This window comes from Ectothiorhodospira magna (assembly GCF_900110965.1).
GTDB lineage: Bacteria > Pseudomonadota > Gammaproteobacteria > Ectothiorhodospirales > Ectothiorhodospiraceae > Ectothiorhodospira > Ectothiorhodospira magna.
Genome location: NZ_FOFO01000022.1, coordinates 17,737 through 33,178, shown reverse-complemented (window position 1 = coordinate 33,178; position 15,442 = coordinate 17,737). Strand labels below are relative to the sequence as shown.

Here is a 15,442-nt window from a genome sequence, read left to right as displayed (position 1 = left end):
ATGGAGGAAGAGTTTATGTTTGAAGCCGCCGAACTGGGACGCCGCCTGTCCAAGGCAGCCTACAAGGACGCAGTGCCCGAGCTGCGCGCCGAATTGCTGGAAGCCCAGCGTCAACTCCGGGATACCGACACCGCAGTGATTGTGATCGTCGAAGGGGTGGATGGTGTGGGCAGGGGGGAGGTGGTCAACCGCCTCAATGCCTGGCTGGATACCCGGGGGGTGGAGACCCATGCCTTCTGGGAAGCCACCAGTGATCAGCAAGCCCGGCCCCGGCTGTGGCGCTATTGGCAGGCCATGCCGGCGCGGGGGAGCATCGGCATCTTCTTCGGTGCCTGGTATTCAGAACCCATCCGGCGGCATATCCGGGATGAGTGGGACGAGGCCCGGCTGCACGAATCCCTGAGCCGTATCCGTGATTTCGAGAACATGCTGGCTGCCGACGGGGCGTTGATTGTGAAATTCTGGTTTCATCTGACCCGGGATGAACAGAAAACCCGCCTCAAGCAGCGCCTCAAGGACCCGGCCAGCCGCTGGTATCGGCTGCCCCGAGGCAAGGAGCAGGCCACCCAGTATCAGCGATTGGTGACCACCGGTGAACGGGTGATCCGGGAAACCGACAGCGGTCTGGCGCCCTGGTATCTCATCGAGGCCACGGACCGGCGCTATCGGGATCTGACCGTGGGCCGGACCCTGCTGGACGCCATTCGGGAGCGGCTGGCGCCCGCCTCGGCGCCGCCCCTGGCAGTCACGGTGTCCCATGCCCCCAGCCTGCCGCCGGAGGACAGCGCCCGGATTACCGTGCTGGATCATCTGGATCTGACCCAGACCCTGGAAAAAGCCGCCTACAAGGAACGCCTGTCCCAGGCCCAGGCCCGACTGCGGGATCTGGCCTGGCGCGCCAAGGATCAGGGGGTGGCCACGGTACTGGTGTTCGAGGGTTGGGACGCCGCCGGCAAGGGCGGGGCGATCCGGCGCCTGACCGCCGGCATCGACGCCCGGCTGTACCGGGTGGTGGCGGTGGCGGCCCCCACCGACGAGGAGCGGGCCCATCATTACCTGTGGCGCTTCTGGCGCCACGTGCCGCCCCGGGGCCGGATGGCCCTGTTCGACCGCTCCTGGTACGGGCGGGTACTGGTGGAGCGGGTGGAGGGGTTTGCCACCGAGGATTGCTGGCGCCGGGCCTACCACGAAATCAACGATTTCGAGGAGCAACTGACCGAGCACGGCATCGTGCTGGTGAAATTCTGGCTGCACATCAGCGAGGAGGAGCAGCTGGCCCGGTTCAAGCAGCGGGAGGTGGTGGCCTACAAGCAGCACAAGATCACCGACGAGGACTGGCGCAACCGTCAGCAATGGGAAGCCTACAAGGCGGCGGTCAATGAAATGGTGATCCGTACCAGCACCGAATTTGCGCCCTGGACCCTGGTGGCCGCCAACGACAAGCGTTTTGGCCGGGTGACGGTGCTGGAAACCGTGTGCCGGCGGCTGGAGGCCATGTTGCGGCAGTCCACATCCGGTTAATGTGGGTGGCTGTGGTTGCAAACCTGAGCGGCCTGCTATAGCTTGGACGGCCACGAGGCTAGGGGTGCCCGCCGACAGGGCTGGGCTGAGAAACACCCTTGGAACCTGAACCGGATCATACCGGCGGAGGGAAGCTTCGGAGGGTCGTCCGCGCCTTCCGTCTCCCCCGCCTTCACGCGAGGTAGACAGCATGAGTGCCATCCCCCAGGATTTTGTCCGCAAGACCGCCCAGGTCTCCGAAGCCATCACCCGACCCTTTCCCGGCTCCCGCAAGATCCATGTGACCGGCTCCCGCCCCGATATCCGGGTGCCCATGCGGGAGATCACCCTGGCCCCCACCCGGATGGGGGAGGGGGTTGAGCACAATCCCCCCGTCACCGTCTATGACACCTCCGGCCCCTACAGTGATCCGGAGGTGAAGATCAATCTGCTGCAGGGTCTGCCCAGCGTGCGCGGGGCCTGGATCGAGGCGCGGGGGGATACCGAGGTGTTGTCCGGCCCCAGTTCCCGGTATGGTCAGGCCCGCGCCGAAGACCCGGAACTGGCCCATCTGCGCTTTGCCCATATCCGCGCCCCCCGGCGCGCCCGGTCCGGCCATAACATCACCCAGATGCACTACGCCCGCCGGGGGATCGTGACCCCGGAGATGGAGTTCGTGGCCATTCGGGAAAACTGCCGTCTGCGGGAAATGCGCGAGGATCCCCGTTACGCCGCCCTGCTGCGCCAGCATCCCGGTCAGCCCCTGGGGGCGAACATCCCGGATCTCATCACGCCGGAATTCGTCCGTGACGAAGTGGCCGCCGGTCGGGCGGTGATTCCCGCCAACATCAACCATCCGGAACTGGAGCCCATGATCATCGGGCGCAATTTTAGGGTGAAGATCAACACCAACATCGGCAATTCCTCCCTGACCTCCAGCATCGAGGAAGAGGTGGAGAAGCTGGTGTGGTCCTGCCGCTGGGGCGGCGATACCCTGATGGACCTGTCCACCGGCAAGCATATCCACGAGACCCGGGAATGGGTGCTGCGCAACAGCCCGGTGCCCATCGGCACCGTACCCATCTACCAGGCCCTGGAGAAGGTGGACGGCAAGGCGGAGGCACTGACCTGGGAACTGTTCCGGGACACCCTGATCGAGCAGGCGGAGCAGGGGGTGGATTACTTCACCATCCACGCCGGGGTGCTGCTGCGCTATGTGCCCCTGACCGCCAACCGGCTCACCGGCATCGTCTCCCGGGGCGGTTCCATCATGGCCAAGTGGTGTCTGGCCCATCATCAGGAAAACTTCCTCTACACCCATTTCCGCGAGATCTGCGAGATCATGCAGGCCTATGACGTGGCCTTCTCCCTGGGAGACGGCCTGCGTCCCGGCAGTCTGGCGGATGCCAACGACGCGGCCCAGTTCGCCGAACTGGAGACTCTGGGCGAGCTGACCCAGGTGGCCTGGGAACACGACGTACAGGTGATGATCGAAGGCCCCGGCCATGTGCCCCTGCACAAGGTGAAGGAGAACGTGGACAAGGAACTGCTGGACTGTTTCGAGGCCCCCTTCTACACCCTGGGGCCACTGGTGACGGACATCGCCCCCGCCTATGACCACATCACCTCCGGCATCGGGGCGGCCAACATCGGCTGGTACGGCACCGCCATGCTCTGCTACGTGACCCCCAAGGAGCATCTGGGGCTACCCAACAAGGCGGATGTGCGCGACGGCATCATCACCTATCGTATCGCCGCCCACGCGGCGGATCTGGCCAAGGGCTTCCCCGGTGCCCAGGTGCGGGACAATGCCCTGTCCAAGGCCCGGTTCGAGTTCCGCTGGGAGGATCAGTTCAACCTGTCCTTGGACCCGGAGCGGGCGCGGGAATTTCACGACGAAACCCTGCCCAAGGAGGCCCACAAGGTGGCCCATTTCTGCTCCATGTGCGGCCCCCATTTCTGCTCCATGAAAATCACTCAGGATGTGCGTGAATACGCCGCCCGCCAGGGGGTGTCGGCGGAAGAGGGGCTGGACCAGGGCATGCGGGAGAAGGCCCGGGAGTTCGTCAAGGGCGGTGCCCGGGTCTATCGGGAGGTTTAGGCCCTTAGGCCCGTTGGGGGATTATTCCGGCTCACCAAACTTGTCGTTGATCAAGCCCTCCAAAGCCTTGAGGGCGGCCTCGGCATCATCCCCCTCGGCGGTTAACTGCACCTGGCTGCCTTTTCCGGCAGCCAGCATCATGACCCCCATGATGCTTTTGCCGTTGACGCGCCGCCCCCCTTTTTCCACCGTAATGGTGGCATCGAAGCTGCTGGCCAGACTGACAAATTTGGCGGCGGCCCGGGCATGCATGCCGAGCCGATTGATAATGGTGAGTGCTTGGCTGGGCATTAACCGTGGGTCTCGCAGAGCAGGATACCGTCATGACCGCCGCTGATGGCCTTGTTGACCAGTTCATGCAGGCGCAGATTGGGGTAATTGAGCACCCGGACCAGCATGGGCAGATTGACACCGGCGATGACCTGCACCTTGGGCTGTTGCAGCAGGCGGTTGGCAATGTTGCTGGGGGTGGAGCCGTACATGTCCGTGAGCACCAGCACCCCGTCTCCCTGGTTCAGATGTTGATAGAGGTCTACCGCCTGATCCAGTAACACATCCGGGTCACCAGAGAGTGAAACCGCCAGACAGCGGGTTTCCAGGGGAATGGAACCCATCATGGAGCGAGCCGTGCTCAGTAGATCCTCGCCGATTTGATGATGGGTGATGATCAGGAGTCCGACGGACATGGAGGTATCCCGGGGGGCTGGGTTCAGGATAGTTCCCGGTGACGGGCGGTCACGCCGTCTCCATGGTATTCATGGAAATGCCGGGCGAGTCTCTCGGTCAGATAAACCGATCGGTGGCGGCCTCCGGTGCAGCCGATGGATACCGTCAGATAACTGCGGTTATCCGCCTCAAACCGGGGAATCCAGGTGTGGAGGAAATCCCGCAAGGTGGTCTGCATGGCTGCGACCATGGGCTGTTTTTCCAGAAAATCGATCACTGCCTGATCCTTGCCGGTCAGGGCTGACAGACCTGGCTGCCAGTGTGGATTGGGCAGACAGCGTACATCGAACACGAAATCCGAGTCCACCGGGGAGCCATATTTGAAGCCGAAGGACTGGATCAGCAGGGACAATCCCTGTCGGCCAGCCTGGCGGACCCGTTCCCGGATGGACTGGCTGAGTTGATGGACGTTGCTACGGGTGGTGTCAATGGCCAGATCCGCCTGATTGGCAATGACGGCCAGCAGATCCCGTTCCAGATTGATGGCCTCCATCAGGGGGATACCCTGACGGGCCAGGGGATGCCGGCGGCGGGTCTCGCTGAAACGACGCAGCAAAGTGGCCAGTTCGGCATACAGGAAGATGATCTGCAACTCCACCCCCATGGCGCGGATTTCATCAACGATGCGACTGAACTGATCGAGGGATTCGATGCCGCTGCGGGCATCAATGCCCACTGCCGCCTCGCCATAGCCGGCATGGGGAGACTGGCGCAGTTGGTTGACCACGGCAGGCAGCAGTTCCAGATGCAGATTGTCGATGCAGTAATGGCCGGCATCCTCCAGGGCGTGCAGCGCCACGGTTTTGCCTGACCCGGAAAGGCCACTGACGATAATCAGCTTCATCAAGCACACATCTGGCGTCGCTGGCGGGCAGCCAGGTCGTCAGCGGCAAAGTAGCCCCGCAGACGCAGCAGGTGGTTGCGCACCGCCACTTCCACCATCACCGCCAGATTGCGACCCGAAGCCACAGGCAGGGTGATGACGGGCACCGGCAGGCCCAGGACCGTCCGTGTGGCGTGGTCACCATGCAGGCGATCCAGATCCGAGGCGGGTCGCTCTGCCTGATCCTTCAGGTCAATGATCAGGCGCAGGTACTTGCTGCTCTTGATGGCGCTGTCACCAAACATGGCGCGGATATTGAGCACCCCCAACCCACGGACTTCAAGAAAATTTTCCAGTACCGGCGGACAGGTACCCCGCAGGATATCGGGGGCAATCCGGGCAAATTCCGGGGCATCATCGGCAATCAGGCGATGACCACGGGTGATCAGTTCCAGTGCCAGTTCGCTTTTGCCTACGGCACTCTCTCCGGTGAGCAGGACGCCGATGCCCAGCACTTCCATGAAAACACCGTGCAGGGTGGTGGTTTCTGCCAGCCGGTCGCTGAAAAAATAGTGCAGGATGTTGATGACTTCATGGCTTTGCAGGGGGGACACCAGCAGGGGAACAGCACGTTCATCCGCCAGGCTCTGGAGTTCTGGCTGGGCGGTGAGGCCATCGGTCACCACCAGCATGGCGGAGGTGCCGCTGACCAGGTGTTCGAAGATATCCCGCTGGGAGTTCTGGCGCAGGGTCCAAAGATAGCGCACCTCATCGGGCCCTAGCACCTGAATCTGGTTGGGATGGATGACATTCAGATGTCCCACCAGGGCCGGGCTGTCCTGGACATGAGCCTGATGGGTGAGGGTGCGGCCCCCTCCTTGACGACCGGCCACCCAGCTCAGGCCGAGGCGTTCCTCCATCGCTTCGACCACATCATGGACGGTCAGGGTACCACCGGTCATGGCTGATGGTGGGAAGTGGTGTCCCACTGATGCACCAAAGCCAGCAGATCCTCGGCGCCCTTGGCGCTACGCAGTTGCGCCAGGGTCTCTGGATCGGAAAACAGGCGGGCCAGCAATGCCAGAATCTGCAGGTGCTCGTCGGTACATTCGGCAGGCACCACCAGGGCAAACAGGATGTCCACCGGTTCGCTGTCGGGCGCATCGTAGTCCACGCCCCGTTCCAGCTTGATCAGGGCGGCGCAGGCGGTATCAGCACCAGCAAGCCGGCCATGGGGAATGGCCACGCCATGCCCCAGACCGGTGCTGCCCAGACGCTCCCTGGCCAGCAGGCTGTCGAAGATCTCTCCCTGGGTCAGTCTGGGCAGATGACTTGCCAGCATTTCTCCCAGCATTTCCAGAACGCGCTTTTTGCTGCTCACATCCGGCAGACAAGTGACACGTTCCGGGGCGAGAAGATCACCGATGTTCATGGATGGTTTACCCGATATGGTTGCGGTGTGAGCCTTCGCCCCGATGGTGGTCCTTGAGCTTTTCCTTATGCTTGACCACCTGACGGTCCAGTTTGTCCACCAGGGCATCGATAGCGGCATACATGTCGGTATGGGACGCATCGGCAAAAATGGTGTTGCCGCTGACCAGCATATTGGCTTCTGCCTTCTGTTGCAGCTTCTCCACGGTCAGGACCACATGCACGTCAATGACGTTATCGAAGTGACGCTCCAGGCGCTGAAGTTTTTCATTGACATAATCGCGCAGAGCGTCGGTCAGGTCCACGTGATGACCGGTGAGGTTGATCTGCATGGGATAACTCCTTGGTTGAGGGTGTGAATGTGAGGCCTTGGAAAAATCAGGCGAGGCGCTTGCGTTCGTTGGATGGCGGAATCGCCATGGCCTCGCGGTACTTGGCAACAGTACGCCTCGCCACCTGGATGCCCCGATCCACCAGGATCTGGGCGATCTTGCTGTCACTCAGGGGTTTGCTCTGAGGTTCTTCGGCAATCAGTCGGCGAATCATGGCACGGATGGCGGTGGCGGAGCATTCGCCGCCATCGGCTGTCCCGACATGACTGGAGAAGAAATACTTGAATTCGTACACACCCCGGGGGGTATGCATGTATTTTTGGGTGGTGACCCTGGAAATGGTGGATTCGTGCATCTCCAGTTGCTCGGCAATGTCCCGCAGCACCAGGGGTTTCATGGCTTCGTCTCCCTGCTCCAGGAAACCACGCTGGTGAGCCACGATGGCAGTGCCCACCCGCAGCAGGGTTTCGCTACGGCTCTGCAGGCTTTTGATGAACCAGCGGGCTTCCTGCAGGCTGTTGCGCAGATAGACATTATCCTGACTAGTATCGGCCCGTCGTACAAAACTGGCATAGAGGGGATTGACCCGCAACCGGGGGGCAATATCCGGGTTCAGTTCCACCTGCCAATGGCCATCCCGCTTGCGCACAAAGACATCGGGAATGACGTATTCAGGCGCGCTGGTGCTGATCAGTGCCCCTGGCCGTGGATTAAGGCGCTGGATCAGGGCGATCACCGCCTGCAACTCGGTATCTTTTAGTCCCAGGCGGCGCTGAATGGCTTTGAGATCCCGGCTGCCCAGGGCTTCCAGATGCTCCCTGACCAGGACTCTGGCCTGGGGTAGCCAGGGGGTTTCGGGGGGCAGCGGTTCCAGTTGCAGCAGCAGACATTCGGCCAGATCCCGTGCTCCCACCCCTGCCGGGTCCAGATGCTGAACCATACGCAGCACGGCTTCCACTTCGTCCAGTTCCAGGTCCAGTTCCTGATCCTGGGCCAGCCCGGCATGAATCTGTTCAATGGGTTCCAGCAGGTAGCCGTCATCATTGATGGCATCAATGATCGTCATGGCAATGACCCGGTCCCGCTCGGTCATGCTGGACAGGTGAATCTGCCACAGCAGGTGTGCGCGCAAATCCTCGCCGGGGGCGCTCTGGTTCTCGAACAGGTCGCGGCCATCACTGTCCGCCGGCGCGCCCCCCGTGGCGGGCATGTCGTAGAGGTCTTCCCAGTTGCTGTCCACGGGGAGTTCTTCGGGGATGTCCTGGGTCGGTTCCGGGGCATTGTCCGTATCCCGGTCGGCCACCTGGCGGCCACCATCGTCAAGAGCCTCCCGCTGAACGGTTTCGTTCAGACCGGAATTCACCTGGGCCTCAGTGTCGATATCCACATCGGCATCGGTATCGGCACCTTCCACGGCTTCCAGCATCGGGTTACTTTCCAGGGTCTCCTGAATCTGGGCCTGCAACTCCAACGTGGACAGTTGCAGCAGGCGGATGGCCTGTTGCAACTGGGGCGTCATGGTGAGGCTCTGACCGAGACGGAGCTGGACAGAAGGTTTCAACATAGTGTGCGGTGTGCCACCAAGGTCGTCGGGCAGGGGTTGAAGGGTAGTGGTGGTGCCGACGGCGTTTGTCCGTCATGCATCCGGTATGTCTTCTGGATTATACGGCCTGGCACGGAAAATGTGACCCAGTGTGGGCAAACCTTGAGTTGGCTCAAAACTTTAGCTTCATAGTCGGAAATGATCCCCCAGGTAGACCCGGCGCACCTGGGGATCTGCCAGCACCACCTCCGGCGGCCCTTCGCTGATCAGGTGACCGTCGCTGAGGATATAGGCCCGGTTGCAGATACCCAGGGTTTCGCGCACATTATGGTCGGTGATCAGCACGCCAATATCCCGGGATACCAGATGGGTGATGATACGCTGAATCTCGATCACCGAGATCGGGTCCACGCCGGCAAAGGGTTCGTCCAGCAAAATGAAAGCCGGTTCGGAGGCCAGAGCCCGGGCAATTTCCACCCGCCGTCGTTCACCGCCGGAGAGGCTGATGCCCAGGCTGTCCCGAATATGGCCGATCTGAAATTCCTCCAGCAAGGATTCCATCTGTTCCCGACGCTGCCCGGGGTTGAGGTCACGGCGGGTTTCCAGCACCGCCAGCAGGTTATCCTGGACCGATAATTTACGAAATACCGAGGCTTCCTGGGGCAGATAGCCGATCCCCAGTCGGGCGCGGGCGTGCATGGGCAAGGGCGTGATGTCTTTTTCGTTGAGTGTAATGCAGCCGCCATCGCAGGGAACAAGGCCGACAATCATGTAGAAGCAGGTGGTTTTTCCGGCCCCATTGGGACCTAGCAGGCCCACCACTTCGCCGCTCTCCACATGCAGGGAAACCCCGTCCACGGGTTTGCGGGCGCGGTATTGTTTCACCAGATCCTGGGTTTGCAGGCGACTCATGGGGTCTCCTGAGTCGAGGTCTGTTCCCTGGGGGTGAAGATGGCCTCGACCCGGCCAGTGTCTCCGGTACGGGCTTCCAGGGTGGCGGTATGCAGGTCGTAGATGATGCGACTGCCCCGGAACTCATCCGTGCCCTGGTGAACCCGGGCATTGCCGCTCAATTCCATGCGCTGTTCATTGGGAAAAAACGCCATCCGCGTGGCTTCGGCCTGAACTTCCCGGCCTTGTGGGTCCTGGGTGCGCAGGGTCGCCGGCTGGCCTTCTGCAGTCATGCGCTCCAGTTGCCGCCCCGGGGTATGGACCGTGACCGTGTCGCCACTGATTTCTGTGGTGCCCTGGGTGATGCGCACATTGCCCCGATAGATGCTGATGCCCCGGTTATCGTCCAGGGTGGCCGAGTCTGCTTCGATATGGATGGGCAATGTACGATCCGCCTGGGCCTGAAGGGGACCCACCGACAGCAGGATGGCCAGGGTCAGGATCATCTGCCGCCTGGGGAAGCCCTGAAAAATACCCCGGCCACCGGTGCTGGAAGGGCCCAGGGCCATGGCGTTTATTGAGTGACTGGGCACTGCCCTAATGAGGAACATAGACGCCCCGTGCTTCGTGTTTGAGTTCCAGAATGTCATGCTGCAGGTCCAGGAACAGCCCCCGGCCCTGGGCTTCCTGAAAGGTGGTCTGCAGATGGGCCGGGGCATCGGTGACGGCCTGCCGGGGACCGGGCCAGAGGGTGGTGTCTCTGGTCACAATGGTGATGGGCTCCCGTTCCCCTTGGCTGGCCCGGTGAATATGGACCTGCCCCAGCAGTTTGACCTGATCTCCGCTGGGGGAGATCCAGCCCTGTTCGGCATGCAGGGTCCAGGGGGCATCGGCACTGTAACGCAGGGTCAACACGGGCGCTTCCAGCCAGCGAGATCCATCGGCCTGACGCTGTTCCATCCGGTCTCCCTGAAGCTGGTAATGAGGTTCTCCCTGGGCATTCATGTGTACGGCGGAAAAATGCTCCAAAAAGAAATCGGTTCCCTCGATGGCCGCCTCTTCCACCACCCGGCGGCGTTCATCGGCGTCCCTGGCCAGCCAGAAGCCGCCGGCTGCCACCAGCGTCATGAGCAGAACCAGGAACAGCGAGGCGGGCTTCACTGCAGGAAGGCCGCCACAGCGGCCTGCAGGGTGCCTTGGGCTTCCATGATGGATTCACACACCTCCCGGGCTGCACCACGCCCACCCGGTTGTTGGGTGACGTAATGGGCCTGTTCTCTGACCAGAGGGTGTGCATCGGCCACCGCAACGGCCAGCGCCACCCGACGCATCACCGGCAGATCCACCAGATCATCTCCCACATAGGCGGTATCCCCGGCATCGACCCCCGCCTCTGCCAGCAGTCCTTCCAGGGCCACCTGTTTGTCCCGGCGGCCCTGAACCACGAGCCGGATGCCCAGTTCCCGCATCCGGTGTTCCACCACCCCCGAGCGGCGGCCAGTGAGGATGCCCACCTGCACGCCACTGTCCATGAGCATGCGCAGGCCCAGGCCGTCCTTGCTGTTGAAAGCCTTGTATTGGCGCCCGTCGTCGTCCAGGAACAGGCTGCCGTCGGTGAGCACGCCATCCACATCGAAGATGACCAGGCGCACCCGTCGTGCGCGTTCAGTGAAAGATGCTGTCATCGGGTAAAGATACCACGGCTCGGACCCGGATCAGACCACGCCGGCGCGCAGCAGGTCGTGCATGTTGAGGGCACCCACCAGACGCCGGTTCTCGTCCAGTACCGGCAGGGCGCTGATCCTGTGATCTTCCATGATCTTCAGGGCTTCGGCGGCCAGCATGGTGGGGGTGGCGGTCTTGAACTGGCGGGTCATCACTTCGCCGATGGCGGTGACATGCACGTCCACCCCCCGGTCGAGGGTACGGCGCAGGTCGCCATCGGTGAAGACCCCCATGAGTCGTCCCTGTTCGTCCACCACCACCGTCATGCCCAGGCCCTGGCGGCTGATTTCCAGCAGGGCGTCACTCAGGCGGGCATCGGTCCGCACCATGGGGATGCGATCACCGGTGTGCATGATGTCCCCTACATGCAGGAGCAGCCGGCGGCCCAGGCGTCCTCCCGGGTGGGAGCGGGCAAAGTCGTCGGCAGTAAAACCGCGGGCTTCCAGCAGGGCCACCGCCAGGGCATCCCCCATGGCCAGGGTGGCGGTGGTACTGGCGGTGGGGGCCAGGCCCAGGGGGCAGGCTTCCCGGGCCACACTCACGTCCAGATTCACGGTGGCTTCCCGGGCCAGGGTGGAACGGGGATTGCCGGTGAGGGCGATCATCGGCACCCCCAGGCGGCGGATCAGGGGCAGGATGGTGAGCAGTTCATCGGTTTCGCCGGAGTTGGACAGGGCAATGACCGTGTCCCCCGGCGTGATCATGCCCAGGTCTCCGTGGCTGGCCTCGCCCGGGTGGACGAAGAAGGCGGGGGTGCCGGTGCTGGCCAGGGTGGCGGCGATCTTGTTGCCCACATGGCCGGACTTGCCCATGCCCGTGACCACCACCCGCCCGGTGCAGGCCAGCAGGTGTTCGCAGGCGCGGATGAACCGGGCGTCGATGCGGGTCATCAGGCCACGGATGCCCTCGGCCTCCGTGTCCAGCACCGCCAGGGCCAGTTCGCGGGTTTTGTCCGGATTGAGTTTCATAAATCCTCCGCAAGGAAACCCGCAACTTCAGTCGCGGAAGGAATTGCGCTTGCGCGCAGCACACCATGTAGTAAAATCGTGGCCATTTGCATTCAAGTCGCTGTGTAAGGCGTCCCATCCAACGGTGCGGGGGGTTCCCGGTGGTCGGCATCCCAGGTTACCGCAGAGCGGTGGGTTGTTTGCGGTGCTTTTATGCTATCAATGCCTGAGGGGAATTGAGCAAGATTATTTTGCAGCTTCTTGGCGGTTTCAGCACAATGGCCACAAGAAGCCTTCCCGGCTTTAGCCGTGGCCCCCATGATCTGTGCCCGGCGGTGGCCGCCCCCATTCAAACCCAGGATCCGGACCATTAATCCCTCTCCCCACAAGACGCCCTGGATCGAGATCCGCGACCTGCACTTTGCCCGTGGTGAGCGCAAGATCTTCGACGGCCTCAATATCACCATTCCCCAGGGACAGGTGACGGCCATCATGGGCCCCAGCGGCACCGGCAAGACCACGTTGCTGCGGCTGATCGGGGGGCAACTGCGCCCCGATCACGGCCAGGTGCTGGTGGAGGGGCAGGATGTCCATCGCCTGTCACGCCGGGCACTGTATCGCCTGCGCCGGCGCATGGGCATGCTGTTTCAGAGCGGGGCATTGCTCACGGATCTGAACGTGTTTGACAACGTGGCCTTCCCCATCCGCGAGAACACCCGCCTGCCGGAACCCCTGGTGCGCAATCTGGTGCTCATGAAGCTGGAGGCGGTGGGCCTGCGGGGGGCGGTGTCCCTCATGCCCAGTGAACTCTCCGGCGGCATGGCCCGGCGGGTGGCCCTGGCCCGGGCCATCGCCCTGGACCCGCTGCTGATGATGTACGACGAGCCCTTTACCGGCCTGGACCCCATCACCATGGGGGTCATCGTCTCCCTGATCCGTCGCCTCAACGATGCCCTGGGCATGACCAGCATCGTGGTGTCCCATGACGTGGCCGAGGCCAGTTCCATTGCCGACTGGGTCTATCTCATTTCCGAGGGCCGGGTGGTGGACGCCGGTCCGCCGGAGCAGTTGCGCCAGGACGCCTCGGACTGGTCCCGCCAGTTTCTTGAAGGCTTGCCCGATGGCCCGGTGCCCTTCCATTATCCGGCGCCGGACTATCAGGATGACCTCATGGGAGGCGATACGCGGTGATGGGATCCTTGCAACGACTGGGCCGCTGGACATTGGGGGTGCTGGAGCGCCTGGGGCGGGGGCATCTGTTCCTGCTGCGCACCCTGCTGGCCATGGGGACGCTGGTGCGCCGGCCAGGACTCCTGCTGCGGGAGATTTATTCGGTGGGGGTGTTGTCCCTGCTGATCGTCGCTGTCTCGGGGCTGTTCGTGGGCATGGTGCTGGGCTATCAGGGTTACATCACCTTGGTGGATTTCGGCGCCGCCGAAGCCTTGGGTACCGTGGTCGCCCTGTCCTTGGTCCGTGAACTGGGGCCGGTGGTGACCGCGTTGCTGTTTGCCGGTCGGGCCGGTTCCGCGCTGACGGCGGAGATCGGCCTGATGAAGACCACGGAGCAGCTCTCCAGCATGGAAATGATGGCAGTGGACCCGTACAAACGGGTGATTGCACCGCGTTTTCTCGCCGGCGTGATTTCCATGCCCCTGCTGGCGGCCATTTTCAGTGCCGTCGGCGTGGCCGGTGGCTATTTCATTGGTGTGGGGGTACTCGGGGTGGATTCCGGTGCCTACTGGTCCCAGATGCAGGCCAGCGTGGATTTCCACGAAGACATCATGAATGGCGTGATCAAGAGCATGGTCTTTGGCGTGGTGGCGGCCTGGATCGCCGTGTTTGAAGGTTACGATGCCACGCCCACCTCGGAAGGGGTGAGCCGGGCCACCACCCGCACCGTGGTGCACACGGCACTGGCCATTCTGGCCCTGGACTTCATTCTGACCGGACTCATGTTCGGTGATATCTGATAACGGGACGGCAGCAAGATGACGACGCGCAGGATTGAAATCACCGTGGGCATCTTCGTGGCCTTGGGCCTGGCGGCCCTGTTCATGCTCGCGGTCCAGGTGAGCAATCTGGGCGAATACCGGGGCGGCGACGGCTATGAGGTGCATGCCTATTTCAACAACATCGGTGGCCTGAAGGTGCGTGCCCCGGTGACCATGGCCGGCGTCCGGGTGGGGCGGGTGACCGCCATCACCTACGACGCCGAGCGTTATCAGGCCAGGGTCAGCTTCACCATCTCCGCCCGCTATGACCAGTTGCCCACGGATACCCAGGCCAGCATCTATACCGCCGGCCTGCTGGGGGAGCAGTACATCGCCCTGGAACCCGGCGGCGAGGATGAGGTACTGCGGGACGGCGACGTGATCCTGTTCACCCAGTCGGCCCTGGTGCTGGAGGAACTGATCGGCCGGGTGCTGGTCAACCTTACCGGAAACTGATGTGGAGTCCCCTTGATGAAACCCCTTGTCCATCTGACTTTCACCGCCTGTCTGGTCCTGGTTCTGAGCCTGGTACCGGCAGTGGCGGCCCCCCAGGATCCGGTGAAGCTGGTGGAGCAGACCTCCGCCCAGGTGCTGAACAAACTGCGGGAAGATCCTGAACGGACTCGCAATGATCCGGAGTTTCTCTACGCCCTGGTGGACGACATCATCCTGCCGGTGGTGGATGTGCAGGGCATGTCGCGGCTGATCCTGGCCCGCCACTGGCGCACCGCCACCCCCGAGCAGCGGGAGCGATTCACCACCGCCTTCCAGAACATGCTCATGCGCACCTACACCCTGCAGATGGCCGAGCACATGGACAAGGATATCCGGGTACTGCCCCATCGCAGCCGTCAGGATGACCGCATGGCTTCGGTGGCCACCGAGATCGTCATGGGGCAGGGGCGATCCAACATCCCCGTCATCTACAGCCTGCGGCCCGTGGATGGCCAATGGAAGATTTTCGATCTGACCGTGGAAGGCTTGAGTTTTGTGACCAATTTCCGCACCAACTTCGGTGCCGAGGTGGAACGCCATGGCCTGGATGCCTTGATCGAGCGTCTGGAGGCCGGTGACGAATCCCTCATCGAGGAAGCCGTTCAGGCCGAGGCGGGGTCGGGCCGGTGAGCGAGGCGCGGCTGGAACGGACCGAGGCCGGTATCCGGGTCATGGGTGAACTGACCCTGGCCACGGTACCCGATCTGTGGCGGGAATCCCGGACCCTGCTCCAGGGTGGGTCCGGTCCCTGCCGGGTGGATCTGTCGGGGGTGACCCGAAGTGACAGCGCCGGCGTGGCGCTGCTGGTGGGCTGGATGAAGGATTGTGGGGGTACCCAGGGCGGTCCTCTGGTCTTCACCGGCATGCCCGAGCACATGCAGGCCCTGGTCGCGGTCAGTGATCTGGAGGATGTGTTGCGCCAGGAAGCTTGATTTTG

At 62.8% G+C, this 15,442-nt stretch carries 19 protein-coding genes and 1 riboswitch; of the genes, 7 read left to right on the top strand and 12 right to left on the bottom strand.

All coding sequences use genetic code 11. The annotated features are described in order from the left end of the window. Positions 1 to 15 precede the first annotated feature (15 nt). Both pap and thiC read left to right on the top strand, forming a co-directional pair. Positions 16 to 1,521, top strand: a complete 1,506-nt coding sequence (gene pap / locus BMX62_RS09810) for a polyphosphate:AMP phosphotransferase (RefSeq protein ID WP_090208183.1) — start codon at positions 16 to 18, stop codon at positions 1,519 to 1,521. Positions 1,522 to 1,571: 50 nt separating this feature from the next. Then, positions 1,572 to 1,670, top strand: a riboswitch (TPP riboswitch). Between the two features lie 41 nt (positions 1,671 to 1,711). After that, positions 1,712 to 3,601: a phosphomethylpyrimidine synthase ThiC gene (gene thiC / locus BMX62_RS09805; protein WP_090208095.1), complete on the top strand. Its 1,890-nt coding sequence runs from the start codon at positions 1,712 to 1,714 to the stop codon at positions 3,599 to 3,601. 21 nt (positions 3,602 to 3,622) lie between these two features. Here thiC and BMX62_RS09800 read toward each other — a convergent pair whose 3' ends face one another. The 12 genes from BMX62_RS09800 to BMX62_RS09745 all read right to left on the bottom strand — a co-directional run bounded on the left by BMX62_RS09800 (position 3,623) and on the right by BMX62_RS09745 (position 12,040). Then, complete coding sequence (locus BMX62_RS09800) at positions 3,623 to 3,892, bottom strand: HPr family phosphocarrier protein (RefSeq protein ID WP_090208092.1); 270 nt, start codon at positions 3,890 to 3,892, stop codon at positions 3,623 to 3,625. Then, positions 3,892 to 4,287 carry a PTS sugar transporter subunit IIA gene (locus BMX62_RS09795; protein ID WP_090208089.1) on the bottom strand — a complete coding sequence of 132 codons (396 nt, stop codon included), beginning with the start codon at positions 4,285 to 4,287 and terminating at the stop codon, positions 3,892 to 3,894. The genes BMX62_RS09800 and BMX62_RS09795 overlap by 1 nt, the downstream gene beginning before the upstream one ends. Positions 4,288 to 4,310: 23 nt before the next feature. Next, positions 4,311 to 5,171 carry an RNase adapter RapZ gene (rapZ, locus tag BMX62_RS09790; RefSeq protein ID WP_090208086.1) on the bottom strand — a complete coding sequence of 287 codons (861 nt, stop codon included), beginning with the start codon at positions 5,169 to 5,171 and terminating at the stop codon, positions 4,311 to 4,313. After that, positions 5,171 to 6,112, bottom strand: coding sequence for an HPr(Ser) kinase/phosphatase (hprK, locus tag BMX62_RS09785; RefSeq protein WP_090208083.1), 942 nt, complete (start codon positions 6,110 to 6,112; stop codon positions 5,171 to 5,173). Before hprK ends, rapZ begins: the two co-directional genes overlap by 1 nt. After that, positions 6,109 to 6,582 (bottom strand): PTS sugar transporter subunit IIA, encoded by a 474-nt coding sequence (locus BMX62_RS09780; protein ID WP_090208080.1) that lies wholly within the window; start codon positions 6,580 to 6,582, stop codon positions 6,109 to 6,111. The genes hprK and BMX62_RS09780 overlap by 4 nt, the downstream gene beginning before the upstream one ends. A 7-nt stretch (positions 6,583 to 6,589) precedes the next feature. Then, positions 6,590 to 6,913 (bottom strand): ribosome hibernation-promoting factor, HPF/YfiA family, encoded by a 324-nt coding sequence (hpf, locus tag BMX62_RS09775; protein ID WP_090208077.1) that lies wholly within the window; start codon positions 6,911 to 6,913, stop codon positions 6,590 to 6,592. 46 nt (positions 6,914 to 6,959) lie between these two features. Then, a complete protein-coding gene (locus tag BMX62_RS09770) occupies positions 6,960 to 8,477 on the bottom strand; it encodes an RNA polymerase factor sigma-54 (protein ID WP_238375940.1) in 1,518 nt (505 codons plus the stop codon). Positions 8,478 to 8,642: 165 nt separating this feature from the next. Next, positions 8,643 to 9,368, bottom strand: coding sequence for an LPS export ABC transporter ATP-binding protein (gene lptB, locus BMX62_RS09765; protein WP_090208074.1), 726 nt, complete (start codon positions 9,366 to 9,368; stop codon positions 8,643 to 8,645). Next, the gene (gene lptA, locus BMX62_RS09760; protein WP_238375939.1) at positions 9,365 to 9,916 is read right to left on the bottom strand and encodes a lipopolysaccharide transport periplasmic protein LptA; all 552 of its coding nucleotides are present in this window, start codon (positions 9,914 to 9,916) and stop codon (positions 9,365 to 9,367) included. Before lptA ends, lptB begins: the two co-directional genes overlap by 4 nt. 28 nt (positions 9,917 to 9,944) lie before the next feature. Then, positions 9,945 to 10,508, bottom strand: a complete 564-nt coding sequence (gene lptC, locus BMX62_RS09755; protein WP_090208071.1) for an LPS export ABC transporter periplasmic protein LptC — start codon at positions 10,506 to 10,508, stop codon at positions 9,945 to 9,947. Next, positions 10,505 to 11,032 (bottom strand): KdsC family phosphatase, encoded by a 528-nt coding sequence (locus BMX62_RS09750; protein WP_090208067.1) that lies wholly within the window; start codon positions 11,030 to 11,032, stop codon positions 10,505 to 10,507. Before BMX62_RS09750 ends, lptC begins: the two co-directional genes overlap by 4 nt. Before the next feature lie 30 nt (positions 11,033 to 11,062). Further along, positions 11,063 to 12,040 carry a KpsF/GutQ family sugar-phosphate isomerase gene (locus BMX62_RS09745; RefSeq protein ID WP_090208063.1) on the bottom strand — a complete coding sequence of 326 codons (978 nt, stop codon included), beginning with the start codon at positions 12,038 to 12,040 and terminating at the stop codon, positions 11,063 to 11,065. Positions 12,041 to 12,418: 378 nt separating this feature from the next. Between BMX62_RS09745 and BMX62_RS09740 the strand changes: the two genes are divergently transcribed. Genes BMX62_RS09740 through BMX62_RS09720 form a run of 5 tightly spaced genes read left to right on the top strand, consistent with a single transcriptional unit; the run spans position 12,419 to position 15,437 of the window. After that, positions 12,419 to 13,210 carry an ATP-binding cassette domain-containing protein gene (locus BMX62_RS09740; RefSeq protein WP_238375946.1) on the top strand — a complete coding sequence of 264 codons (792 nt, stop codon included), beginning with the start codon at positions 12,419 to 12,421 and terminating at the stop codon, positions 13,208 to 13,210. Further along, positions 13,210 to 13,989, top strand: a complete 780-nt coding sequence (mlaE, locus tag BMX62_RS09735; protein WP_420795823.1) for a lipid asymmetry maintenance ABC transporter permease subunit MlaE — start codon at positions 13,210 to 13,212, stop codon at positions 13,987 to 13,989. Before BMX62_RS09740 ends, mlaE begins: the two co-directional genes overlap by 1 nt. 18 nt (positions 13,990 to 14,007) lie before the next feature. Then, positions 14,008 to 14,466, top strand: a complete 459-nt coding sequence (gene mlaD / locus BMX62_RS09730; RefSeq protein ID WP_090208057.1) for an outer membrane lipid asymmetry maintenance protein MlaD — start codon at positions 14,008 to 14,010, stop codon at positions 14,464 to 14,466. 15 nt (positions 14,467 to 14,481) lie between these two features. After that, entirely contained in the window at positions 14,482 to 15,135 is a 654-nt protein-coding gene (locus BMX62_RS09725; RefSeq protein ID WP_090208054.1) for an MlaC/ttg2D family ABC transporter substrate-binding protein, read from the top strand. Further along, positions 15,132 to 15,437, top strand: a complete 306-nt coding sequence (locus BMX62_RS09720) for an STAS domain-containing protein (RefSeq protein WP_090208051.1) — start codon at positions 15,132 to 15,134, stop codon at positions 15,435 to 15,437. Before BMX62_RS09725 ends, BMX62_RS09720 begins: the two co-directional genes overlap by 4 nt. Positions 15,438 to 15,442 lie beyond the last annotated feature (5 nt).